This is a genomic window from Massilia rhizosphaerae, assembly GCF_016093545.1.
In the GTDB taxonomy this organism is placed as follows: domain Bacteria; phylum Pseudomonadota; class Gammaproteobacteria; order Burkholderiales; family Burkholderiaceae_D; genus Telluria; species Telluria rhizosphaerae.
This window is the reverse complement of sequence record NZ_JADKYX010000017.1, coordinates 18,808-41,439: the sequence shown is the minus strand read 5'-3', so window position 1 is coordinate 41,439 and position 22,632 is coordinate 18,808. Positions and strand designations below refer to the sequence as shown.

Here is a 22,632-nt window from a genome sequence, read left to right as displayed (position 1 = left end):
CCGCCCCTCTAGAGATTTCGCGCCCTTACCTGCTTGGAAGCCCTGAACTACACATATTGAGCGCACGACTCCGTGTCATGGCTCGGCTATACGCTCGTCGTGCAGGCTTAACGCTTTCGCTAAAATTCATTACCAAAAATCAATACTCTCATGTAATATTGCGAAAATGCAATTTCTTAATTGCATGAGATGCACATTCATCACTACTTTGGGAGTATTCGTGTCTACTGTCTCGTCGAAAATTTACTTGAGTTCCTTTTCCCCTATCGTGTTCGACCAAGGATCGGAAAATTCTTGCGTCGCTAACGCCATTTGCCAGGCAATCCGTCTCGAATCTCGCGAATACCATCTGGACACTGGTGAACTGGCCCGCAACCAGATTTACTACGATTATCGATTCGCAAACCAACACGCCGATACTGACACTGGCGCGGGTATACCGGAAATGCTGGATGTCGCGAAGAAAGTCGGCATTGCGGCTCAGGCAAATGCAGCGCCATACAACGGCAGCCTGTATCTGCAACCCAGCGCATCGACCGAAGCAAACGCTGCCACCCAGAAAGTCATCGATTATAAGGACTACACGGACTGGTTGATGTACAAGAACGGCGATCATAATCAGCCGCTGGCCAACGGTCCGTCAGGCGTTGGCGGTTACGACGGTGCTCAACAAGATGCCAACGTTAAGGTTCTCATTGAGCAACAGCTAATGCAGGGTAAAGCCGTTATCGTCGACGGCGACATTCCGGAGTGGCTGCACTCCGAGTTCGGGCCTTTGTCCAATCAATTGGGACGCTACGATCAAGACAACAGCACCGTTGGCAGGCATGCGTTTCTCATCGTCGGGAAGGACGATACGCTAAATGACGGCAAGGGTGCCTACATCGTCGAGAATTCGTGGGGTACCAGCTGGGGCGACCGCGGGTACGGTACGCTCCCCTACGATTTCATCGAACAGAGTGTGCATATCGTAGGGATTGCGGTAGTCCAAAATTTCAAGAACGTCGATACCGCGTGGACCCAGGCGCGCAGCGATATCGCAACCCTGTACGTTGGCACGCTGGGCCGCGCTGTCGATCACAGCGGTCTCGAATACTGGGTCGGCCAGGAAAATAGCGGCGTCTCCCTCTCTTCGATTGCAAATGCGCTCGTGACGTCGGGCGAAGCCGCGCAAAAATACGGTTCGCTGTCGAGTACCGCCTATGTCGACCAGATGTACATGAACCTGTTCGGCCGCCACGTGGTCGGAAGCGAAGCGAATGTCTGGGTGAACGAATTGAATAGCGGAGTTACGCGTGGAAACGTAACCCTCGATATCATCCATTCGGCTCAAAACTCGACCGGCACGGATCATGATGCGCTGGTCAATCGCGGCACGGTGAGCGAGACGTATGCAGCCACTTATCAGCTGAATAACTCGGCGGAAGCAGCGACGGCCATCGCCGCTGTCACGTCAAACGCCGATACCGTCCAGGTTGCACTAACCGGCGTGCAACACGATATGGGATGGATGGCCGCAACCGTGACGACGTACAGCTTCACGCCCAGCTTTAGCGCCTGACTGCCGCGCCACCTCGGCGGGCGTGCGGGCCCCTCGTTGCACTCCTGGAACGCTGCAACCGGTCCAGGAGTCACCACTTGAGATGTCGCGTGGGCCGCGACGGCGCCACGAGCCGTAAGAACCTTCTTCGGGCGGCTGCCGCTGCAGTGATTCTTGCTGCCTTCGCCCTCGTTGGCCAGGTGATGGCTCAGCTCGGCCGACAGCATGCGTTCGGCCAGCCTCTTCTTGAGTTGCGCGGCCACGCAGATTCCCCAAGGATCGACTCATCGTCCTTGTTCTCAACCTGCGCAAGCAACTGGTCGATCAACTCGACCGGGAACGGGGACGCGTTTTTTTGTTTCTTGGACTTTTCGCCGTCATTACATCGGTCATGGAACAGTCCTTTCTGGATTATTTCACGACTCCGTTCCACCCGGCAGATCTGACGGGCTCCCGACATCCGCAGCGGCCGCAGCAGACGTCGACCCTCTAGGGAAACGCTGAACAAATGGGGTGTGCGCCCGACCGATGTGACAAACCAGCGTTGGATGTGACGATGGTTGAAATGAGTTATTTTTCACGCGTACGCTGGTCCGCGAGATGCATTTTGGCGTATCGCAGCGCGCATTTCCCGGTTCAGGACGGAGTTCGGGCGTGGGCGCTTCCAAAAGTTCGGCCGGCCAGCACGAGATTGGCGAACGCGAACAAGGTATGCAGCTGTGCGGTGTTCTTCGCCAGCCCGCGGTAACGCGTCTTGCGATGCTTGAACAGGTTCTTCAGCACGTGGAACGGGTGTTCGACCTTGGCGCGTACGCTGGCCTTGGCCTTCTCCAGCTTTTCCCTGGCGCGACCCAGCGGATTCTTCTTCATGGCCTTACGCACGCTGCGTTTCATCGCAATGTGCCAGATGACCGCCTTATCCACGTTCACCGGGCGCTTGTCGGCACCCTGGTAGCCGGCGTCGTCGAACACCATAGTTTCGTCGCCATGAAGAGGATTGTGAGTTTGCGTGACATCGAACACGTTGCCCGCGTGGTCACGAGCGTATGCGTCAGGCCGGACTTGGCATCGACGCCGATATGAGCCTTCATGCCGAAGAACCAGTTCTTTCCCTTCTTCGACTGATGCATTTCCGGATCGCGTTTCTCGTCGCGATTTCTTGGTCGAGGGAGGCGCCGCGATCAGGGGCGCGTCGACGATGGTCCCCTCGCGCATCATCAAGCCTTTACTGACCAGGTGCCCGTTGACTTCATCGAAGATCCTGCGCGTCAGGTTGTGCTTTTCGAGCAGCCGACGGAACTTGAGCAGCATCGTTGCGTCCGGCGCCGACTCGTGCGTCAGGTCGATGCCGACAAAGCCGCGAATGGCCTGACTGTCATAGATCGCATCTTCGATGCCCTCGTCCGACAAGCCGAAGCACTGCTGTGCGATGTACATGCGCAGCATCCGCTCCAGACCGACCGGTGGTCGACCGCGTTCTTCGCCCTTGGGATAGTACGGCAGCAGCGCCGCCGCCAGCGACGGCCACGGCGTCACGGCTTCGATCTCGGCCAGAAAGCGATCGCGTCGCGTCAGTCTCTTCTTGCTTGCGAACTCGGCGTCGGAAAAACTCGTTTGCTTCATCGGGATGATGGAAAGATCAGATGCGTCATTGTGCCAGTTGCGCCTCCTGCCGGGGGGCTCAGCGATTAAATCAGCACTTCCTTAACGCTTTCGCTAAAATTTGTTATCAAAAATCAATACTCTCGTGTAATATTGCGAAAATGCAATTTCTTAATTGCATGAGATGCACATTCATCACTACCTTGGGAGTATTCGTGTCTACCGTCTCGTCGAAAATTTATTTGAGTTCCTTTTCCCCTATGGTGTTCGACCAAGGAACGGAAAATTCTTGCGTCACTAACGCCATTTGCCAGGCAATCCGTCTCGAATCCCGCGAATATCATCTGGACACCGGTGAACTGGCCCGCAACCAGATTTACTACGATTATCGATTTGCATACGAAGACGTCACTAATGACTCTGGCGCGAGTATAACGAAAATGCTGGATGTCGCGAAGAAAGTCGGCATTGCGTCTCAGGCAAATGCGGCGCCATACAACGGCAGTCTGTATCTGCAACCCAGCGCATCGACCGAAGCAAACGCCGCCACCCAGAAAGTCATCGATTATAAGGACTATACGGACTGGATGATGTACAAGAACGGCGATCATAATCAGCCGCTGGCCAACGGTCCGTCAGGCGTTGGCGGTTACGACGGTGCTCAACAAGATGCCAACGTTAAGGTTCTCATTGAGCAACAGCTAATGCAGGGCAAAGCCGTTATCGTCGGCGGCTACATTCCGGACTGGATGGCCGCCGAGGGCGGGTATTTGTCCAGTCAATTGGGAGTCAACGGTTATGACAACAGCACCGTTGGCAGGCATGCATTCGTCATCGTCGGGAAGGACGATACGCTAAATGACGGCAAGGGTGCCTACATTTTCGAGAATTCGTGGGGTGCCGGCTGGGGCGACCACGGATACGGTACGCTCCCCTACGATTTCATCGAACAGGGTGTGCTTGTCAATGAGATTGCGGTAGTCCAAAATTTCAAGAACGTCGATACCGCGTGGACCCAGGCGCGTAGCGATATCGCGACCCTGTACGTTGGCACGCTGGGCCGCGCTGTCGATCACAGCGGTCTTGAATACTGGGTCGGCCAGGAAAATAGCGGCGTCTCCCTCTCTTCGATTGCAAATGCGCTCGTGACGTCGGGCGAAGCCACGCAAAAATACGGTTCGCTGTCGAATACCGCCTATGTCGACCAGATGTACATGAACCTGTTCGGCCGCCATGTGGTCGGAAGCGAAGCGAATGTCTGGGTGAACGAATTGAACAGCGGGGTTACGCACGGAAACGTAACTCTCGATATCATCCATTCGGCTCAAAACTCGACCGGCACCGATCATGATGCGCTGGTCAATCGCGGCACGGTGAGCGAGACGTATGCAGCCACTTATCAGCTGAATAACTCGGCGGAAGCAGCGACGGCCATCGCCGCTGTCACGTCAAACGCCGATACCGTCCAGGTTGCACTAACCGGCGTGCAACACGATATGGGATGGATGGCCGCAAACGTGACGACGTACAGCTTCACGCCCAGCTATAGCGCCTGACTGCCACGCCACCTCGGCGGGCGTGTGGGCCCCTCATTGCACTCCTGGAACGCTGCAACCGGTCCAGGAGTCACCACTTGAGATGTCGCGTGGGCCGCGACGGCGCCTTGCAAGGTGCTCCGTATGACGGGCGGCGCGCAACGTCGGCGGCGACAACGATCACTGTCGACCTCGCGCCGTTCCAGGGCGCCGCCAACGCCGCGTTACCGCCAAGGATGCGACGCGGTGAATGCGGGTTTTAGGCGCGCGCGTCGACCGGCGCCGCCGTAATGCCCATCCGGCACTGAGCTACAGAATGACGCCGATACCGGGCAGACCCACGTAAGCCGTCGGGTCGCCGCTCGCGAGCGGCGGGTAAATTCCGGTCGACCTTCATGCGCGTGGTACAGGGACCGACGGTTTGCTTCGGGGCGGAGACCGGCCTAGATGCGTGGCCTCTGCATCATGGGATCACTCCAGCAAGCCGGGGCCGACTGCACAGTGCGCTTATATTGTTTTGACAGTCACGCTCCAGCGAACTCATTCGATGCAAAGTGTGGCGCTGAGCTAACTCTTTGATTCCTAAAGGCTAAAACGGCTTGCAAGGCCGTGCAGATGGGTTCGGCTCCCATCCTCGCCTCCAGATTCTCCCAGCAGGACAGCGTCTCCGCTTCGTGCCCAACGGCCATGCGATGCGCGAACCGCGGCGTTACTGCGCCATCTGCGCCGCAACCGTTGCCAGGGTGACGTCGCCCATGCGTGCCAGCATGAAGTCTTCTGTCGCCTCGAAAATCGCGCCGAGTTGGGCGACGACCGCGTGCTCCACCGGGCAGGCGGGGTGATCGACCGCCGCTTCCACGGCGAGCGCCCGGGGCGAGCCGAGGGCCTCGTGGACGTCGCGGATCGTGATGGTGCTGATGTCGCGGCACAGCGACCAGCCGCCACCCGCGCCACCGTCCGAACGCACCGATCCGGCTTGCTTGAGTGATGCCATCGTTCGCCTGACGACGACCGCGTTCGTGTCGAGCATCAGCGCGAGCGTGTCGGACGTCGTTCTGCCGTCCCGTTTGCTCATGTGGATCAGCACATGCATCATGCGTGACAGCCTGCCATCGCGCCTCATCGTTCCTCCTGCCCACGGTATTCGACGCCGTAGGCGATCTGGTCGGCTTGCTGGACGCCTTGCCGGTCGAGCGCGTCATCGTCGTCGGCAACGACTGGGGCGCCACGATCGCCTGGCAGATGGCGCTGATGCGTCCGACCTCGTTACAGGCGTCATTGCCTTCGGCGTGCCGATGATGGGTCGTCCGCCGATGCCGCCCACGCGGCTGTTCCCGCGCACGGCCGACGCCGGTCCGCGCCGTCCAGGCGACGGTACGCCCAATCCCTTCGGCATGGTCTCGCGCACGCGCGGCCTCCTGCATGACCTTCCCGATCCGCCTTCCGCGCCTGCCTGGCTGGGCGATTCCGATTTGCAAGCCGTAGCGGCCGCTTTCGGGCGCAGCGGCTTTCGGGGCGGCCTGAATTACTACCGCAACCTGGATCGAAACTGGCAACTCCAGGCCAGCCTGGACGGCATGCGGGTTCACGTTCCAGCGCTGTTCGCGATCCCGGGAATGGATCGCATTATCGCCAGCATGCCCGGACTGGTCACGGACTTGCGCGGATCGGTCACGCTCGACGGCGCCGGCCACTGGATACAGCAAGAGCGGGCCGACGCCGTCAATGAATTGATCCTGATTTTCGCCAATAGTCTGACGCGTCCGAATTTTTTTTGAGCGGCGTGTAACCGACCGCGCCGCCCGCGCGAATTACACATGGTCATCCCCAATGGAGCGATCCGCCATGTGCACCACGCGTCTTTCCACCGCCGTCCCCACCCCGCGCCACGACGATGCCGTCGTTCATCCGGCATGGCTGCGCATCGCCCATTGGCTCAACGCCGCGGCCGTGCTGGTGCTCGTCACCAGCGGCTGGCGCATCTACGACGCGACCGGCTTCCTCGGCTTGACCATTCCGCCCGCCGTGACGCTGGGCGGCTGGCTGGGCGGTGCGCTCGCCTGGCATTTCGCCGCCATGTGGCTGCTCGTCGCGAACGGCCTCTTGTACCTGGCCATCAATTTGACCTCGGGACGCCTGCGCCGCCAGTTCTTCCCGATCCCGCCGCGCCAGGTGCTGCGCGACCTGGGCGCCGCGCTGCGCGGACGGTTGTCGCATGCCGATCCGCGCCATTACAACAGCGTCCAGCGGCTGGCCTACGTATTCGTCATGGCGGACTGCGTCGTGCTGGTCCTGTCGGGGCTCGTGCTGTGGAAGTCGGTGCAGTTCCCGCTGCTGCGCACGCTGGTGGGCGGCTACGAGGGCGCGCGTCGCGTGCACTTCTTCGCCATGGCCGGCCTGTGCGGGTTCATCGCCGTGCACGTGGTCATGGTCGCGCTCGTGCCGCGCACGTTGCTGGCCATGCTGCGCGGCCGCTGATCTTCATCGAGGACACTGACATGCCTTTATTTAAACCCCGCAACATCGTCGTGCCCGAAGACGGCGCCGCCATGCTGGCCGACGCGATCAAGCGCGTCGAGCAGCCGTCGCGCCGCGCATTCCTGCAGCGCAGCCTGACGCTCGGCGGACTCGGTCTCCTGACCGGCTGCACGCCGGACAGCGAGGAAAGCATCGAGCGCGCATTGGCGTCGATGTCGCGCTTCAACGACCGCGCCCAGGCTTTCCTGTTCGATCCGACGCGCCTCGCGCCCACCTATCCGGACAGCATGATCACGCGTCCATTTCCGTTCAATGCCTATTATGGCGAGGACGAGGTGCGCGTGGTCGACGGGGACGCCTGGCGTCTCGAGCTGTCCGGCCTGATCGCCGACCGCAAGCCATGGACGCTGGCCGGGTTGCGCGCCTTGCCGCAGCAATCCCAGGTCACGCGCCATATCTGCGTGGAAGGTTGGAGCGCCATCGGCAAATGGGGCGGCGTGCCGTTCGCGCATTTCCTGCGCCGCGTCGGCGCCGACCTCAGCGCCAAATACGTCGGCTTCAAGTGCGCCGACGATTACTTTACCAGCATCGACATGGCGACCGCGCTGCATCCGCAGACGCTGATGGCGCTGACCTACGACGGCCGGACCTTGCCGCCGCGGTATGGCTATCCGATGAAATTGCGCATGCCGACCAAGCTGGGCTACAAGAACCCGAAGCATATCCAGGCCATCTTCGTGACCAACACGTATCCCGGCGGTTACTGGGAAGACCAGGGTTACAACTGGTTCGGCGGCAGTTGAGCGCCGACCCCTCCTCGCAACACCTCCACCGTTCGATCCATCAGAAAGGAAATATCATGAAAGCATTTGCCGCCACCCTGATCGCCGCCAGCCTCCTGTCGGGCACCGCCTTCGCCCAGGACGCCATGAAGCACGACGCGATGAAGCACGACGCCATGAAGCACGACGCGATGAAGCACGACGCCATGAAGAAGGACGAGATGGCCCACGATACGATCGCCAAGGACGCCATGAAAAAGCTGGCGATGAAAAAAGACGCCATGGGCAAGGACGCCATGAAGAAAAAGGACGCCATGGCCAAGGACGCAATGGGCCATTGACCGGCCGGGCAACGGCCCGGATCGCGGCATGCCTCTCGCGCATGGATGCGCGCCGTGATCTAATACGCATCCGCGCCGCGTTCGTTGCCGGCAGGTCTCAAGGAGTGGCATGAAAACGGATGAATTGGTCGCGATGCTGGCGACGGGCGTCGAGGCGGTCGATCCGCGCGCCGTCGAAAAGCGCTTCGCGCTGGCGCTGGCGTTCGGCCTGTCCGGCGCGGGCGTCCTGATGGTGGCGCTGCTGGGCGTGCGTCCGGATCTCGCCCGGGTGGCGATGACGGGCATGTTCTGGCTCAAGCTGGCGTTTCCGGCGGCGGTGCTCGGCGCGACCTTGTCGGTGACGATGCGCCTCGCACGCCCGGGGCGCGGCGCCGGGCTGGGCTGGCTGGTGTCGGCCCTGGCGCTGGCCGCGCTGTGGCTCGGGGCGGGCGCCGCGCTCGTGGCCGCGCCGCCCGCGCTGCGGCCGCACATGGTGCTGGGCGAGACGTGGCGCGTGTGCACGCTGTGCGTGACGGTGCTGTCCATTCCCGCGTTCTGCGCCGTGTTCTGGGCGTTGCGCGGCCTGGCCCCGACGAAGCCGCGCCAGGCCGGCGCCGCGGCGGGCTTGCTGGCCGGCGCCCAGGGATTGCTCGTGTACTGCCTGCATTGCCCGGAATCGACGCTGCCGTTCTGGGGCGTGTGGTACGTGCTCGGCATGCTGGTGCCGACGGCGCTGGGCGCGGTCCTCGGCAAGGTGCTGCTGCGATGGTAGACGGCCGCGCCCAGGACGCCGGCAGCGTCCGCGCGGACGCGCTCGGCACGCCGATGCAGGATGCCGGAGCACGCTCTCCCGTCGAAGAGCAACTCCAGGCCTGGCTGCTCGCCGGTCTCGATGGCGACGCGCGCGCGTACCGGCGGTTCCTCGAGGAGTTGACCCGGCGCCTGCGCGCCTTCCTGCGCCGGCGCCTGTTCGACATGCAGGACCACGTGGAAGACATCGTGCAGGAAACCCTGCTCGCCGTGCACAATGCCCGCCTGACCTACCGCCGCGACCAGCCGGTGACCGCGTGGATCTACGCGATCGCCCGCTACAAGCTGATGGACTTCCTGCGCGCGCGCATGCGCCACGACGCGCTCAACGATCCGCTGGACGATGCGGCCGACCTGTTCGAGGAGTCGGCCGAGCAGGCCAGCGACGCGCGCCGCGACGTCGCCGCGCTGCTCGAGGACTTGCCGGACCGCCAGCGCCTGCCGATCGAGATGGTCAAGCTGCAGGGGCTCTCGGTGGCCGAGACGGCCAGTCGCACCGGCATGTCGGAATCGGCCGTCAAGGTCGGCGTGCACCGCGGGCTGAAGGCATTGGCTGCCCGTATCCGCGGCGAACGCTGAGGTCCCCGCACCTAGGTATTGCCCGCTATCCGCCGGCGCGCGAACCCGCCGACGACCATCAGCCCGGCGGCCAGCATCGCCATCGGGGCCGGTTCCGGCACCGGCTGCAGCAGCGCGTGGGCCGCGGTGGCGAACTCGAGCGTTCCCATGCGCGCGACCCCGGCCGAGCGCAACGTCACCGACAGGATGTCGGAGGAGGCGAGGTAGCTGGACAGGCCATCGGTTTCGATGATGTGGTCGCCGTTCTCGTCCGTGACGGTCCCGTTCACGGCCACGGTGGCATACGCGTAGTTCGGCGAACTGGCGGGGCTGGCGGTTGCCTTGGCGTCGATGGTGAAGGTGACCTCCGTGTACGGCGCGAGGACGAAGCCGAGGAAGCTGTCGGTGTTGGTATCGCCGGAGCCGTACTCGATGGAGACCAGCGAGCTGGCGCTGGTCGAGGTGGCGTCGCCGGCCAGATACGCGTCTCCGGTGTCGATCCGTACCTGGATGGGGCGTTCGCCAATGCTGCCGTCCTGCACCGATTCGCGCACGGCGCCGTTGGCGTCGCGCAGCAGCGCAAAGCCGTTCACCGATGCGTTGAGGAAGTTGATGCTGGGATCGATGCCGTCGCAGGGATCGAGGTCGACGAGTCGATAGGCGAACGAATCGAACGATGACGACGCACTCAATTGTGCCGAGGCACTAGGCGCAATGCCTAGCATGGCTGCGGAAAGAATCGTCGCGATCGCTGCGTGTCGGGAAGCTTTCATGATCTGCTCCGGTTAAATGGAAGGTGTGACGAGCCGGCCGGCCTCACTCGACTATAAGAAGCGCCGTCATCCTTCCATTTATTCGAACGCAAACGTGCGGATGGCCCGGTTGCGATGTGCCGCCGGGCATGCCGCGCCGGCGATTCGGCATCAGGCGTGCGGGCCGTCGCCGAAGCAGATGCCGAGGTCGCGCGCCGTGCGTACCGTGTCGCCGTCGACCGGCACGCGCCGGGTGCGGCCCGCCACGTCGGACAGCGGCGCGGTGCCGATCTCCGCCCCGTTGTGCCGGCCGCCCAGCGTCACCATCACGCCGGACTCCCCGCGGGCCAGCGCCCGGACCGCCGCCGCGCCGAAACGCGCGGCCATCACGCGGTCGTACGCCGACGGACTGCCGCCGCGCAACAGATGACCCAGCACGACGGTGCGGCACTCCTTGCCGGTCAGCGCCGCCAGCCGGTCCTCGACCCACGCGCCGATGCCGCCCAGGCGCTCGACGTGGCCGGCGCCCGCGGCCTCCCGGACGGCACGTTGCCCGCCGAGCGCAAGCGCGCCCTCCGCGGCCACGACGATCGAGTGGCGCCAGCCGAGCGCGTCGCGCCTGCGGACGGCGTCGGCCACGATGCCGACGTCGAATGGAATCTCCGGCAGCAGGATCGCATGCGCGCCGCCGGCCATGCCCGCGTGCAGCGCGATCCAGCCGGCGTAGCGGCCCATCACCTCGACCACCAGCACGCGGTGCTGGCTGTCGGCCGTGGTGTGCAGGCGGTCGATGCATTCGGTCGCGAAGCCCACCGCCGTGTCGAAGCCGAAGGTCTGCAGCGTGCGATCGAGGTCGTTGTCGATCGTCTTGGGCACGCCGATCACGCGCAGGCCCTTGCGGTGCAGGCACTCGGCGATGGCCATCGAGCCGTCGCCGCCGACCATGACCACGGCGTCGAATCCCCGCGCCCGGCACAGCGCGGCCAGCTCGTCGCTGCGGTCGCGCTCGACCAGGCTGCCGTCGTCCTGCCGCTCCGGATAGCGCAGCGGATTGCCGCGGTTGGTGCTGCCGAGGATGGTGCCGCCGAGATGGCCGATGCCGTGCACGGACTGCACCGACAGGCGCGTCACCGGCTCATCCAGGCATTGTCCGGGGGCGAGCAGGCCGTTGAAGCCGTCGCGGATGCCGTGGCATTCCCAGCCCAGGCGCGTGGCCGACAGGACGACCGCACGGATCACGGCGTTCAGGCCGGGCGCGTCGCCGCCGCCGGTGGCGATGGCGATGCGCTGGACATGCCCGTTCACGCCGCGTCCCCGGGCGCGCGCGGTTCGAGCCCGAGCACGCGCTCGAACTCGACGAGGTTGCGCGCCGCCGCCACCACCGAATCCGGATTCAGGCTGATCGAATCGATCCCTTCCTGCACGAGGTAGCGCGCGATTTCCGGATAGTCCGACGGCGCCTGGCCGCAGATGCCGACGTGGCGTCCGTTGCGCTTGGCGCCCGCGATGGCCTGGCGCAGCATTTCCAGCACGCCGGGATCGCGCTCGTCGAAATCGAAGGCGACGAGGTCGGAGTCGCGGTCCACGCCGAGCACCAGCTGGGTCAGGTCGTTCGAGCCGATCGAGAAGCCATCGAACAGGCAGGCGAACGCGTCCACCTGGATGACGTTGTTGGGAATCTCGCACATGACGTAGACCTCGAGTCCGTCCTTGCCCCGTTCCAGGCCGTGCCGCGCCATCGCGGCGAGCACGTCCTCCGCTTCGCGCAGGCGCCGGCAGAAGGGGATCATCAGGCGCACGTTCGTCAGGCCCATCTCCTCGCGCACCCGCTTCATGGCCCGGCATTCGAGCGCGAAGCCTGCCGCGTAGGCCGGATGCGCGTAACGGGCGGCGCCGCGGAAACCGAGCATCGGGTTGGCTTCGGCCGGTTCGAAAGCCGCGCCGCCGAGCAGGCTGGCGTACTCGTTGGTCTTGAAGTCGGACATGCGCACGATGACGGGCTTCGGCCAGAACGCCGCCGCGATGGTGCCCACGCCTTCGGACAGTTCGCGCACGAAGTAGTCGGCCGGCGCCGGGTAATCGCGGGTCAACCGTTCGATTTCGGCGCGCGCGTCTTCGTCCGCGACCCGGTCCGGATGGACGAGCGCCATCGGATGGATGCGGATATGGTCGGCGACGATGAATTCCATGCGCGCCAGGCCCACCCCGTCGTTCGGAAGGAAGCGGGTACGGAAGGCGGTATCCGGGTTGCCGATGTTGACCATCAGCCGCGTGCGCGGCATGGGCAGCGCCGCGAGATCCGTCTCGATCACGCGGAACGGGACGCGGCCGCCGTACACGTGGCCGGCGTCGCCTTCGGCGCAGGACACGGTCACCTCGTCGCCGGTGCGGATCGCCGCGGTCGCGTTGCCGCAGCCGACCAGCGCCGGCACGCCGATCTCGCGCGCCACGATGGCGGCGTGGCAGGTGCGGCCGCCGCGGTCGGTCACGACGCCGGCGGCCGACTTCATGACGGTGCCCCAGTCCGGCATGGTGGTTTCCGCCACCAGGATCTCGCCGGGCCGGAATTGGCCGAGCTGGCTGGCGTGCGCGATCACCCGCGCCTTGCCGGACGCGATCCTGCTGCCGACCGCGCGGCCCGACGCCAGCAGGGGTCCCTTGCCGTCGAGCCGGTATTCCTCCAGCCGGGTGACGGCGCGGCGCGACGCGACCGTCTCCGGCCGCGCCTGCACGATGTAGAGCAGGCCGTCGACGCCGTCGCGCGCCCACTCGATGTCCATCGGCACCGGATGGCCGGCCTGCGCGCCGTAGTGCTCCTCGATCCGCAGCGCGGCGTCGGCCAGCTCGAGCACGCCGGCGTCGTCGAGGCAGTAGCGCGCGCGCTCGTCCGGGCCGGTCGGCACGTTGCGGGTCGTGCCGCGGTCGCCGGCCGCCGCGTACACCATGCGCACCTCCTTGCCGCCGAGATTGCGCCGCAGGACGGCCCGCTTGCCGCCTCGCAGCGTCGGCTTGAACACGTAGAACTCGTCGGGGTCGACCGTGCCCTGCACGACGTTTTCGCCGAGGCCGTACGCGCCGGTGACGAAGACGACGTCGCGAAAGCCGATCTCGGTGTCGAGCGTGAAGATCACACCCGCAGAGGCGAGGTCGGCGCGGACCATTTTCATCACGCCCACCGACAGGTACACCTTGAAGTGGTCGAAGCCGTTCTCGATGCGGTAGACGATCGCGCGGTCCATGAACAGGCTGGCGAAGCAGCGGCGCACGCTGTCGAGCACGGCGGCCTCGCCGGCGACGTTGAGATAGGTTTCGTGCTGGCCGGCGAAGCTGGCGGTGGGCAGGTCTTCCGCGGTGGCGGAGCTGCGCACGGCCACGGTGAGATCGTCGCCGTATTGCGCGCGCAGCCGGCGCCATGCCTGCACGATGCCGTCTTCGAGTTCCGCGGGCAAGGGCGCGCCCTCGACGATCGCGCGCGCGGCCGCCGCGCGGCGGGCCAGGTCGGCGACGTCGGACGCATCGAGCCCGTCGAGCGCTTCGCGCAGGCGCGCCCATGCGCCGCAGCGGTCCAGGGTGGCCTTGTAGGCGGCCGCGGTGACGGCAAAGCCGTTCGGCACGCGTATCCCCTGGCCGCCCAATGCGCGGACCATTTCGCCGAGGGAGGCGTTCTTGCCGCCCACCGAAGGAATATCGGCGATTCCCAGATCCGCGAACCAGCGGATGAACGTGTCTGGCGCTTCCATGGCCTCGCACTCCTGTGACAGGCATCGGGTGTCGATGATGGTAGCAGAGGCAAGGCCGCCGCGCGCGGGCGCGCGGGCGGGAGTTGCGCCAGCGTTGCTTTACCCCACCAGGATGGAACTTTGCGCGACCGTTGCGGTCCAGCGGACATGCCGGCAACGATCACGGAGGCGTCGATGGGCGGGTCAGCGGTAGCAACGGAAGGAACGCCCGGGCCGCTGCTGTTCGGGCTGGACGGCAGCCGCGAGTTCGCCGCGCAGGTCGCGCAGGCACTCGGCACGGCACCGGCGGCGCACGAGGAGCGGGAATTCGAGGACGGCGAACACAAGGCGCGGCCGCTCGCGAGCGTGCGCGGGCGCGACGTCTACGTGCTGCACTCGCTGTACGGCGACGCCAGCCGCAGCGCCAACGACAAGCTGTGCCGGCTGCTGTTCTTCATCGGCGCCGTCAAGGATGCGGCGGCGGCGCGCGTGACCGCCGTCGTGCCCTACCTGGCGTACGCGCGCAAGGACCGCAAGACCCAGGCGCGCGATCCGGTCACCACGCGCTACGTGGCGGCCCTGTTCGACGCGGTCGGCACCGACGTGGTGGCGACGGTCGACGTGCACAACCTCGCCGCCTTCCAGAACGCGTTCCGCTGCCGCACCGAGCACCTGGAAGCGGCCGACCTGTTCGTCGCCGAGCTGGCCCCGCGGCTGGCGGGGAACGACGTCGTCGTGGTGGCGCCGGACGAGGGCGGGATCAAGCGCGCGGACGCGTTCCGGCGCCGCCTCGCCGCCGCGCTCGGCACCCCGGTCGGCGCCGCCTTCTGCGAAAAATACCGCAGCGGCGGGGTGCTCGGCGGCGGCATGCTGGCCGGCGACGTGGGCGGCTGCCACGCCGTCATCGTCGACGACCTGATCGGCACCGGCGCCACGCTGGCGCGCGCTGGCGGGGCCTGCCGGGCGCACGGCGCGGCGCAGGTGACCGCGGTCGCGACGCACGGCCTGTTCACGGGCGACGCGCCGGCGCTGCTCGCGGCCAGCGCCATCGGCGCGACCCTCGTCGGCGACACCGTCGCGCCGTTCCGGCTCGGCGCGGCGATGGCGCAGGCGCGCGTGCGCGTCGTGGGCTGCGCCGGGATGGTGGCGGCGGCCATCGCGCGCTGGCATGGCGGCGCGGGCGCCGATGTGGGCGACTGAGCGCCGGTGCCGCCATGGACGACAGCGCGTTACTGACCGACCTGTACGAACTGCACATGGCGCAGTCCTACCATGCCCTGGGCATGCACGGCACGGCCGTGTTCGATTTCATCGTGCGCCGGCTGCCCGAGGGCCGCAACTTCCTCGTCGCGGCCGGCCTGGAACAGCTGCTGGACTACCTGGCGGGGCTACGTTTCCGCGAGGACGAGCTGGCCTGGCTGGGCGGCACCGGCAAGTTCACGCCCGGTTTTCTTCGTTTCCTGGGCGCGCTGCGCTTCACGGGCGACGTCGACGCGATGCCGGAAGGGACGGTGTTCTTTCCCGGCGTGCCCGTCCTGCGCGTCACGGCGCCGCTGGTGGAGGCGCAGCTGGTCGAGAGCCGGCTCGTCAACCTGATGCAGTTCCCGATCCTCGTCGCCTCCAAGGCGGTGCGCTGCGTCGCGGCGGCGCGGGGCCGCACGGTGGTCGACTTCGGCATGCGCCGCGCGCACGGGGCCGAGGCGGCGCTGCTGGCCGCGCGCGCCTCGTTCCTGGCCGGGTTCTCCGCCACCGCCACCGTGCTGGCGGGACGGCGCTGGGACATCCCGGTGGCCGGCACCCTCGCGCACGCGTTCATCCAGGCGCACGACAGCGAAGAGGCGGCCTTCGCCGCATTCGCCCGCACCTGTCCGGGCGGCTGCACGCTGCTGGTCGACACCTACGACGTGCCGCGCGCCCTGGAGCGGGCGGTGCGGCTGGCGGCTGCGCTCCACGGCGCGGGGCGGATCGACGCGGTGCGCATCGACAGCGGCGACCTCGGCGCCCAGGCGCGGCTGGCGCGCGCGGTGCTGGACGCGGGCGGATGCGGCGCCACGCGGATCGTCGCCAGCGGCGACCTCGACGAGCACCGGATCGCCGCGCTGCTGGGGCAGGGTGCGCCCATCGACGTGTTCGGCGTCGGCACGCGGGTCAGCACGTCCGCCGACGCGCCGTTCCTCGACTGCGCCTACAAGCTGGCGGAATACGGCGGCACGGGCCGGCGCAAGCGCTCGCCCGGCAAGGAGACGTGGCCGGGCCGCAAGCAGGTCTACCGCTGCCGCGCCGGCGCCGGCACGATCCTGTACGACACGCTCGGGCTGGAAGGCGAAGCACTGCCGGGATCCCCGCTGCTCGTGCCCGCGATGCGCGGCGGACGCCGGCTGGAACCGGCCCCCACGCTGGCGCAGGCGCGCATGGCGCTGCGGGCGGAGCTCGGCACGCTGGCGCCCGCGCTGCGCGGCCTCGCGCCGGCGCCGGCGCCGTCCGTCCGGCCGTCGCCCGGCCTGCTGCGGCTGGCCGCCGACGTGGACCGGACGTTGTCCTGAGCCGCCGGGCGCCGCCATCATGGACGCGTTGGCGCGACAGCAGGCGTTGATCGACGGCGTGGCGCGCTCGCTGCGGGCGGCCGCGGGCCGCATCGAATGCTTCGAGACGCCCATGTCCCGCGTCCTCGTCGCGGGCGGCCATGCCTTCAAGTTCAAGAAGGCCGTGACGCTGCCGTTCGTGGACTGCGCCACGCTCGCCGCGCGCCTCCGCCTGTGCCGGGAAGAGTGGCGCCTGAACCGCCGGCTGGCGCCCGGCCTGTACATCGACGTCGTGCCCGTCGCCGGCGATCCGACGCGTCCGGTCCTCGGCGGGACGGGGCCGCCGCTCGACTACGCCGTGTGGATGCGGGCGTTCGACCAGGGCGCGCTCTGGGGCGAGCGGCTCGCGCGCGGCCGGCTCGACGGCGCCGAGGTCGATCGCCTGGCGGCCGTGCTGGCGCGCTTCCATCGCGACGCCGACTGCGCGCCGGCCGCATCCGCGTGGGGGAGCGCGGCGACGGTGACGGCGACGTTCGCCGCCACGTTGAACGCGCTCGCGGCGGATGCCGCGGACGATGCGGCGGCGCTGGGCGACCTGGCCGTCGTGCGGCGCTGGGCGGCGCGGCGCCGGCCAGCGCTCGGCGCGCTCGCGACGGCCAGGAAGGCGGCCGGCATGGTCAGGGAATGCCACGGCGACCTGCATTGCAACAACATCGTCACGCTCGGCGACGAGGTCAAGGCGTTCGACTGCATCGAATTCGACGCCGCGCTGCGCTGGATCGACGTCATCGACGACGTCGCGTTCGCATACATGGACCTGGCGTGCCGCAGACGCCCCGACCTCGCCGCGCGGCTGCTGAACGCGTACCTGGAACAGACGGGCGACTACGCCGCGCTGGCCCTGCTGCCTCACTATCGCGTGCACCGGGCATTGGTGAGGGCCAGGGTCATGCTGCTGCGCGCCCATCAGCCGGGCTTGCCGGCCGACGTGCGCGAGGCCAGCCGCGCCGAGGGCCGGTCGTACCTGCGCTGCGCGCGCCGCAGCACCCGCGACGTGCCGACGGCCCTGATCGCCATGCACGGCTATTCCGGCAGCGGCAAGACGACCGTCGCCCGCCTGCTCGTCGAAGGGCTCGGCGCCGTCCAGCTGCGTTCCGACGTCGAGCGCAAGCGCTTGCAGCCGGCCGCGGCCCGGGACGCGCTGTACGCCGCCGCCACCACGTGCCGGACGTACGCGCGCCTGTGCGAACTCGCGCGCACGGTGCTCGCCGCCGGCTGGACTGCCGTGGTCGACGCCGCCTGCCTCATGGCGGCCGAACGCGCGCGCCTGTGCGCCGTGGCCGCGGACCTGGGCGTGCCGTTCTTCATCGTCGACGTGCGCGCGCCGCCGGCGACCCTGCGCGCGCGCATCGCGGCCCGGCGCCAGGACGGCCGCGACGCGTCCGATGCCGACGCCGCCGTGCTCGAACGCCAGATCACCAGTGCGGAGCCGCTGACGCGGGCCGAACGCGCGCGTGCCGTCGTCGTCGATACCGGTGCCGGCATCGACTTCAGCCCGGCGCCGCGGCCGCAGTGCGGGTGAACTGGCCGATCTTGTCGCGGTCGCGTTCGCCCTTGATCTCGCGGTCGGCGAGCGCCATGCGGGCGACCAGCGGCTTGCCGCACAGCGCGGCGATCTCGTCGAGCGCGCGGTCGCCGCCCGATCCGCCCATCGTGCAAAAGGCCGCGACCTGGGGCAGGCGAGCCGCGTTCGCGCGGATGAAGCTGCGCATCGGCGAACTGAGCCGGCCCACCCAGACGGGGGCGCCCAGGATGACGAGCTCGTAGTCGCCCGCGTTCCTGGCCATGGGCGCGATGGGCGGCGTCTTGCGCGCGAACGCTTCGTAGCAGCAGCGCAGATAGCCGGGGACGCCGTCGCGCGGCAGCATATCGCGGATGGGCTCGATGTCGCACGCGCATCCGGCCGCGATCCGCTGCGCGACCTCCTGCGTGATCCCCGTGCGCGAGTAATAGACGACGAGACAGGATTTCATGGGACCTCCTTTACGTTCTCGTTGGACGATCCCGCGCACGGGTTGTTCCGTTGCGGGCGCCGCCGAATCGTGGCGCCGCTGGGCAACGCCGGCCCCGAAGGGTATGATGCAACTCGGTAACGTACCGTTGCCGAAGCCGGAAAGCATCGATGAAGCTCAGCCAGAAAATCGGCGCCGCGCTCGCGCTCTGCGCAGCTGCGGCCCTCGTTCCCCGTTCGACGTTCGCCCAGCCCGTCCCCGCCACCATCCACGCCCTGGCCGTCCAGGCCGCGCAGTCCCCGCCAATGTCCGCGCTGCCCTACGACGAGCGCGGCTGGCTCGACCGGTTCTACGCTCCGCGCAAGTACGCGCTCGCCTGGAACGCGTCGACCGCCGCCGCCGCGCTGTGGGTGCTGCGCCGGTCCGCGCTGCAGGGCCTGGATCCGCTCGACTACGGCGTCGACGCGCTGCAGCGCGAATTGGGCGACGGGCGGGCGGACGCCGCCCGGTTCGACGTCGCGCTGACGGCGGCGATGCTGCGCTACCTGGCCGACCTGCGCGTCGGCCGCGTGCGCTCCGAATACCACACCCGCGGGCTTGATGCGCGCCTGCGGCAGTACGATCCGGTCGAGCGCCTGCGCGCCGGGCTCGCCGAAGGCAGGCTGCAGGCGGCGGTGCAGGCGGCCGAGCCGCAATTGCAGCAGTACGGGCGGGTCAAGGCGGCGCTGGCCCATTACCGCGACCTGGCGGCGCAGCCGTGGCCGGCGCTGCCGGTGCCGCGTACCAAGGCCGCGCCCGGCGACGCGTACCCGGCCGCGCAGGCGCTGTTCGCGCGCCTGGTGCTGCTGGGCGACCTGCCGGCCGCCGCGCTTGCGCCGGCCGGGGAGGTCTACGCCGAGCAGATGGAAGAGGGCGTCAAGCACTTCCAGTCCCGCCACGGTCTGCTGGACGACGGCGTGCTGGGCCGCGGCACGATCGCCGCGCTCAACGTGCCGCCCGAGAAGCGCGCGCAGCAACTCGCGCTGACCCTGGAACGCCTGCGCTGGCTGCCGGATTTCGGCCCCGGCCCGCTGATCGTCGTCGACTTGCCGGCCTACCGGCTATGGGCGCTGCACGACGGCAGCACCGGGACGACGCTCGAGATGCGGGTCGTGGTCGGCGCCGCGATCAAGACGGAAACCCCGCTGTTCATCGGCCAGATGCGCTACGTCGAGTTCAACCCGTACTGGAACGTCCCGCGCAGCATTCTCGAACGGGAAATCCTGCCCAAGCTCGAGCGCAACCCCCGCTACCTGGCGCAGAACGACATGGAGACGGTGCCGCCGGGCGCGAGCGCGGCCGACCTGAAGGCGGGCCGGGCGCGCCTGCGCCAGCGTCCGGGGTCGAAGAATTCGCTGGGCCCGATCAAGTTCGCAATGCCGAACCCGATGGACATCTACCTGCACTCGACGCCGGCGCACGAGCTGTTCGCGCGCAGCCGGCGCGACCTGTCGCACGGGTGCATCCGGGTCGAGCATCCGGCCGCGCTGGCCCAGTACGTGCTCGGCGGGCTGCGCGCGTGGAACGCCGACACCATCCAGGAAGCGTTGCAGCCGGGACCGACCCGGCACGTCGACCTGGCCCATCCGATTCCCGTCGTGCTGTTCTACGCCACGGCCATCGTCGACAGCGAGGGCGATCCGCGCTTTTTCGCCGATATCTACGGGCGCGACGCCAAGCTGGAGCGGGAATTGGCGGCACGGCGCGGCCGGGCGCGGGACTGAGTTTCCTAGCGCCCCTCCCGCCGCTCCGCCGCCCCGGCTTCGTCCGCCGCTTGCCGCGGCGCGTGCGCCACCGGCAGATGCCAGTCGAGCTTGATGGCCGCCAGGCGCAGGCCGAAACAGAGGGCCGCGCCCGCGCAGGCGCTCGCGGCGCCGGGCATGCCCAGCGCGTCGCCCGTCACCATCACGGCGGCGCCGGCCAGCGCGGCCACGGCGTAGATGTCGGAACGCAGCACGGCGGGGATCTCGGACAGCAGCACGTCGCGCGCCACGCCGCCGCCCACGCCCGTCAGCATGCCGAGCAGGGCGGCCGCGACGGGGGACAGGCCGAACACGAGGGCTTTCTGGGCGCCGGCCACGCAGAACAGGGCGAGACCCGCCGCGTCGAAGATCAGCACGGGGCTCTTCAGCCGCTTGATGCTCGGATACCAGAAAAAGATCAGCACGCCGGCCAGCAGCGACGCGGCCAGGTAGCGCCAGTCGCGGATGGCGGCCGGGGGCGCCGCGCCGATCAGCACGTCGCGCACGATGCCGCCCGAGTTGGCGGCCACGAACGACAGCACCAGCACGCCGAACAGGTCGAGGCGGCGGCGCACGCCGGCCACGGCGCCGGACAGTGCGAACACGAACGTGCCCAGCAGGTCGAGCGTCAGCACGAGGGTCTTGATGGCGGTACCGACGTCGAGGGAGACGGGTGGGAACATGGTGCGTCCAGGCGAAAGGCGAAGAAAACCCGTCATTATGCCGCGCCCGCGCACTGAAAGGTAATTGAAGGGTTGCGTCGCTATAGTGGGCCCCATTCACCAGGCTGATCGAGCGTATCACCGCATCCCATATCTACGCCGCGGCCCGGTCCAGGAAAGAGGAGCACACATGAACACCACCACGACCACCTACACGCCGGCACGCGACGATGCCAAGCCGGCCGCCACATCCTTTTCCGGCGTGTGCCGGCAGATCGCACGGGCCCGCATCGGCATCGTGCCGCTGCCGGTCTACGTCCTGCTGTTGATCCTGATCGCGGGATTCGTCGCCACCGGCAAGGTGCCGAACGATATCTGCGTGTCGATCGCGATCCTGACCGTCGGCGGCTTTTCGTGCGCCGAGCTGGGCAAGCGCCTGCCGTTCTTCCGCACGATCGGCGCGGCCGCGATCTTCGCCACCTTCATCCCGTCCTACCTGGCGTTCAGCAAGGTGCTGCCGGCGCCGGTGCTGAAGAACGTCGTCGACTTCACGAAATCGACCAATTTCCTGTACCTGTTCATTTCGTCCATCATCGTGGGCAGCATCCTGAGCATGGACCGCACGGTGCTCATCAAGGGCTTCGTCAAGATCTTCGTGCCGCTGGCCGCCGGCTCCGTCGTGGCGGGCGCCGTGGGCACCGCCGTCGGCACCTTGCTGGGCCTCGGTCCGTACCACACGTTCTTCTACCTCGTCGCGCCGATCATGGCCGGCGGCGTCGGCGAAGGCGCGATTCCGCTGTCGATCGGCTATGCCGGGATTCTCGGGCAGGAGCAGGGCCGTGTTTTCGCGGAAGTCCTGCCGCCCGTGATGCTGGGCAGCCTGACGGCGATCCTGTTGTCCGGCATGCTGAATTCGCTCGGCAAGAAACGTCCCCACCTGACCGGCAACGGCCGCCTGCAGCCGACCGAAGACGGCGACCTGCAACCGCAGGCCGACGCCGCGCCGGTCCAGTTCGACGTCGGCAACATCGCGGCGGCGGGAATCACGTCCATCTCGCTGTACATGGTCGGCATGATGTGCTTCCGCCTGTTTCATTTTCCGGCGCCCGTGGCGATGCTGTTCGTGGCCGTGATGTTCAAGCTGTCGCGCCTCGTGTCGCCGCAGCTGCAGCAAAGCTCGTACATCGTCTACAAATTCTTTTCCACCGCGGTCACGTATCCCCTGCTGTTCGCGATCGGCGCGTCGATGACGCCGTGGGACAAGCTCGTCGCCGCGTTCAACGTCGTGAATCTCGTCATCATCGTCGCGACCGTCGCCAGCCTGATCGCCACCGGCTTCTTCGTCGGCCGCAAGATGCAGATGTATCCGATCGAAGCGGCGATCATCAACGCCTGCCACAGCGGCCAGGGCGGCACGGGCGACGTCGCGATCCTCACCGCGGCCGAGCGCATGCAATTGATGCCGTTCGCGCAGATCGCCACGCGCATCGGCGGCGCGATCACGGTGACGCTGACCCTGCTGCTGATGGCGCAGCTGCATTGAACACGCCGCCGAGCCC

At 67.2% G+C, this 22,632-nt stretch carries 21 protein-coding genes and 1 pseudogene; 14 read left to right on the top strand and 8 right to left on the bottom strand.

What is annotated here, in order from left to right:
- Positions 1-247 precede the first annotated feature (247 nt).
- Positions 248-1,561, top strand: a complete 1,314-nt coding sequence (locus tag ISF28_RS21920) for a DUF4214 domain-containing protein (protein ID WP_198119307.1) — start codon at positions 248-250, stop codon at positions 1,559-1,561.
- 104 nt (positions 1,562-1,665) lie between these two features.
- Here ISF28_RS21920 and ISF28_RS30660 read toward each other — a convergent pair.
- Positions 1,666-1,940 (bottom strand): annotated as a pseudogene (locus ISF28_RS30660) (IS256 family transposase); the annotation flags it as partial.
- Positions 1,941-2,176: 236 nt separating this feature from the next.
- Positions 2,177-3,163, bottom strand: a complete 987-nt coding sequence (locus ISF28_RS21915; protein ID WP_229519279.1) for an IS5 family transposase — start codon at positions 3,161-3,163, stop codon at positions 2,177-2,179.
- A 194-nt stretch (positions 3,164-3,357) separates the two neighbouring features.
- Between ISF28_RS21915 and ISF28_RS31075 the strand changes: the two genes are divergently transcribed.
- On the top strand, positions 3,358-4,698 hold the full coding sequence (locus tag ISF28_RS31075) for a C1 family peptidase (RefSeq protein ID WP_198119306.1): 1,341 nt from the start codon (positions 3,358-3,360) through the stop codon (positions 4,696-4,698).
- 688 nt (positions 4,699-5,386) lie between these two features.
- Here ISF28_RS31075 and ISF28_RS21905 read toward each other — a convergent pair.
- Complete coding sequence (locus ISF28_RS21905; RefSeq protein ID WP_229519278.1) at positions 5,387-5,773, bottom strand: Rrf2 family transcriptional regulator; 387 nt, start codon at positions 5,771-5,773, stop codon at positions 5,387-5,389.
- 2 nt (positions 5,774-5,775) lie between these two features.
- On the opposite strand from ISF28_RS21905, the gene ISF28_RS31260 reads away from it, so the two are divergent.
- From ISF28_RS31260 to ISF28_RS21875, 7 genes are all read left to right on the top strand, one after another.
- Positions 5,776-5,976 (top strand): alpha/beta fold hydrolase, encoded by a 201-nt coding sequence (locus tag ISF28_RS31260; RefSeq protein ID WP_370663482.1) that lies wholly within the window; start codon positions 5,776-5,778, stop codon positions 5,974-5,976.
- Entirely contained in the window at positions 5,973-6,455 is a 483-nt protein-coding gene (locus tag ISF28_RS21900) for an alpha/beta fold hydrolase (RefSeq protein WP_229519277.1), read from the top strand. Before ISF28_RS31260 ends, ISF28_RS21900 begins: the two co-directional genes overlap by 4 nt.
- Positions 6,456-6,522: 67 nt before the next feature.
- Positions 6,523-7,155: a cytochrome b/b6 domain-containing protein gene (locus ISF28_RS21895; protein ID WP_198119304.1), complete on the top strand. Its 633-nt coding sequence runs from the start codon at positions 6,523-6,525 to the stop codon at positions 7,153-7,155.
- 71 nt (positions 7,156-7,226) lie between these two features.
- Complete coding sequence (locus tag ISF28_RS21890; protein ID WP_370663486.1) at positions 7,227-7,958, top strand: molybdopterin-dependent oxidoreductase; 732 nt, start codon at positions 7,227-7,229, stop codon at positions 7,956-7,958.
- Between the two features lie 56 nt (positions 7,959-8,014).
- Positions 8,015-8,278, top strand: coding sequence for a pentapeptide MXKDX repeat protein (locus ISF28_RS21885; protein ID WP_198119302.1), 264 nt, complete (start codon positions 8,015-8,017; stop codon positions 8,276-8,278).
- A gap of 109 nt (positions 8,279-8,387) precedes the next feature.
- The gene (locus ISF28_RS21880; protein ID WP_198119301.1) at positions 8,388-9,029 is read left to right on the top strand and encodes a DUF1109 domain-containing protein; all 642 of its coding nucleotides are present in this window, start codon (positions 8,388-8,390) and stop codon (positions 9,027-9,029) included.
- Between the two features lie 53 nt (positions 9,030-9,082).
- Positions 9,083-9,646, top strand: a complete 564-nt coding sequence (locus ISF28_RS21875) for a sigma-70 family RNA polymerase sigma factor (RefSeq protein ID WP_229519290.1) — start codon at positions 9,083-9,085, stop codon at positions 9,644-9,646.
- 11 nt (positions 9,647-9,657) lie between these two features.
- On the opposite strand, the gene ISF28_RS21870 is transcribed toward ISF28_RS21875, so the two are convergent.
- The 3 genes from ISF28_RS21870 to ppsA all read right to left on the bottom strand — a co-directional run bounded on the left by ISF28_RS21870 (position 9,658) and on the right by ppsA (position 14,117).
- Complete coding sequence (locus tag ISF28_RS21870; RefSeq protein WP_198119299.1) at positions 9,658-10,398, bottom strand: PEP-CTERM sorting domain-containing protein; 741 nt, start codon at positions 10,396-10,398, stop codon at positions 9,658-9,660.
- A gap of 150 nt (positions 10,399-10,548) precedes the next feature.
- Complete coding sequence (locus tag ISF28_RS21865; protein ID WP_198119298.1) at positions 10,549-11,682, bottom strand: 6-phosphofructokinase; 1,134 nt, start codon at positions 11,680-11,682, stop codon at positions 10,549-10,551.
- Entirely contained in the window at positions 11,679-14,117 is a 2,439-nt protein-coding gene (ppsA, locus tag ISF28_RS21860; protein ID WP_198119297.1) for a phosphoenolpyruvate synthase, read from the bottom strand. Before ppsA ends, ISF28_RS21865 begins: the two co-directional genes overlap by 4 nt.
- A 174-nt stretch (positions 14,118-14,291) precedes the next feature.
- Between ppsA and ISF28_RS21855 the strand changes: the two genes are divergently transcribed.
- The 3 genes from ISF28_RS21855 to ISF28_RS21845 are packed head-to-tail and all read left to right on the top strand — an operon-like array spanning position 14,292 to position 18,200.
- Positions 14,292-15,296, top strand: coding sequence for a ribose-phosphate diphosphokinase (locus ISF28_RS21855; protein WP_198119417.1), 1,005 nt, complete (start codon positions 14,292-14,294; stop codon positions 15,294-15,296).
- Between the two features lie 14 nt (positions 15,297-15,310).
- Positions 15,311-16,639, top strand: coding sequence for a nicotinate phosphoribosyltransferase (locus ISF28_RS21850; RefSeq protein ID WP_198119296.1), 1,329 nt, complete (start codon positions 15,311-15,313; stop codon positions 16,637-16,639).
- A gap of 19 nt (positions 16,640-16,658) precedes the next feature.
- A complete protein-coding gene (locus tag ISF28_RS21845; protein WP_198119295.1) occupies positions 16,659-18,200 on the top strand; it encodes a bifunctional aminoglycoside phosphotransferase/ATP-binding protein in 1,542 nt (513 codons plus the stop codon).
- Here ISF28_RS21845 and ISF28_RS21840 read toward each other — a convergent pair.
- Complete coding sequence (locus ISF28_RS21840) at positions 18,169-18,651, bottom strand: flavodoxin family protein (protein ID WP_198119294.1); 483 nt, start codon at positions 18,649-18,651, stop codon at positions 18,169-18,171. The two genes, ISF28_RS21845 and ISF28_RS21840, sit on opposite strands and share 32 nt — an antisense overlap.
- 149 nt (positions 18,652-18,800) lie before the next feature.
- Here ISF28_RS21840 and ISF28_RS21835 point away from each other — a divergent pair, with 149 nt between their 5' ends.
- Complete coding sequence (locus ISF28_RS21835) at positions 18,801-20,393, top strand: L,D-transpeptidase family protein (protein ID WP_198119293.1); 1,593 nt, start codon at positions 18,801-18,803, stop codon at positions 20,391-20,393.
- 5 nt (positions 20,394-20,398) lie between these two features.
- Here ISF28_RS21835 and ISF28_RS21830 read toward each other — a convergent pair whose 3' ends face one another.
- Positions 20,399-21,094 (bottom strand): trimeric intracellular cation channel family protein, encoded by a 696-nt coding sequence (locus ISF28_RS21830; RefSeq protein ID WP_198119292.1) that lies wholly within the window; start codon positions 21,092-21,094, stop codon positions 20,399-20,401.
- Positions 21,095-21,263: 169 nt separating this feature from the next.
- Here ISF28_RS21830 and ISF28_RS21825 point away from each other — a divergent pair, with 169 nt between their 5' ends.
- Positions 21,264-22,616, top strand: a complete 1,353-nt coding sequence (locus ISF28_RS21825) for a 2-hydroxycarboxylate transporter family protein (protein ID WP_198119291.1) — start codon at positions 21,264-21,266, stop codon at positions 22,614-22,616.
- The last annotated feature ends 16 nt before the right edge of the window (positions 22,617-22,632 follow it).

What these genes read in the sequence shown, in the direction of transcription:
- ISF28_RS21825 (WP_198119291.1), top strand. Translation starts at nt 21,264, where the DNA reads ATGAACACCACCACGACCACCTACACGCCGGCACGCGACGATGCCAAG.
- ppsA (WP_198119297.1), bottom strand. Translation starts at nt 14,117, where the DNA reads ATGGAAGCGCCAGACACGTTCATCCGCTGGTTCGCGGATCTGGGAATC.
- ISF28_RS21900 (WP_229519277.1), top strand. Translation starts at nt 5,973, where the DNA reads ATGATGGGTCGTCCGCCGATGCCGCCCACGCGGCTGTTCCCGCGCACG.
- ISF28_RS21835 (WP_198119293.1), top strand. Translation starts at nt 18,801, where the DNA reads ATGAAGCTCAGCCAGAAAATCGGCGCCGCGCTCGCGCTCTGCGCAGCT.
- ISF28_RS21915 (WP_229519279.1), bottom strand. Translation starts at nt 3,163, where the DNA reads ATGAAGCAAACGAGTTTTTCCGACGCCGAGTTCGCAAGCAAGAAGAGA.
- ISF28_RS21870 (WP_198119299.1), bottom strand. Translation starts at nt 10,398, where the DNA reads ATGAAAGCTTCCCGACACGCAGCGATCGCGACGATTCTTTCCGCAGCC.
- ISF28_RS21855 (WP_198119417.1), top strand. Translation starts at nt 14,292, where the DNA reads ATGGGCGGGTCAGCGGTAGCAACGGAAGGAACGCCCGGGCCGCTGCTG.
- ISF28_RS21895 (WP_198119304.1), top strand. Translation starts at nt 6,523, where the DNA reads ATGTGCACCACGCGTCTTTCCACCGCCGTCCCCACCCCGCGCCACGAC.
- ISF28_RS21880 (WP_198119301.1), top strand. Translation starts at nt 8,388, where the DNA reads ATGAAAACGGATGAATTGGTCGCGATGCTGGCGACGGGCGTCGAGGCG.
- ISF28_RS21905 (WP_229519278.1), bottom strand. Translation starts at nt 5,773, where the DNA reads ATGATGCATGTGCTGATCCACATGAGCAAACGGGACGGCAGAACGACG.
- ISF28_RS21890 (WP_370663486.1), top strand. Translation starts at nt 7,227, where the DNA reads ATGCTGGCCGACGCGATCAAGCGCGTCGAGCAGCCGTCGCGCCGCGCA.
- ISF28_RS21830 (WP_198119292.1), bottom strand. Translation starts at nt 21,094, where the DNA reads ATGTTCCCACCCGTCTCCCTCGACGTCGGTACCGCCATCAAGACCCTC.
- ISF28_RS21840 (WP_198119294.1), bottom strand. Translation starts at nt 18,651, where the DNA reads ATGAAATCCTGTCTCGTCGTCTATTACTCGCGCACGGGGATCACGCAG.
- ISF28_RS21845 (WP_198119295.1), top strand. Translation starts at nt 16,659, where the DNA reads ATGGACGCGTTGGCGCGACAGCAGGCGTTGATCGACGGCGTGGCGCGC.
- ISF28_RS21875 (WP_229519290.1), top strand. Translation starts at nt 9,083, where the DNA reads ATGCAGGATGCCGGAGCACGCTCTCCCGTCGAAGAGCAACTCCAGGCC.
- ISF28_RS21850 (WP_198119296.1), top strand. Translation starts at nt 15,311, where the DNA reads ATGGACGACAGCGCGTTACTGACCGACCTGTACGAACTGCACATGGCG.
- ISF28_RS21885 (WP_198119302.1), top strand. Translation starts at nt 8,015, where the DNA reads ATGAAAGCATTTGCCGCCACCCTGATCGCCGCCAGCCTCCTGTCGGGC.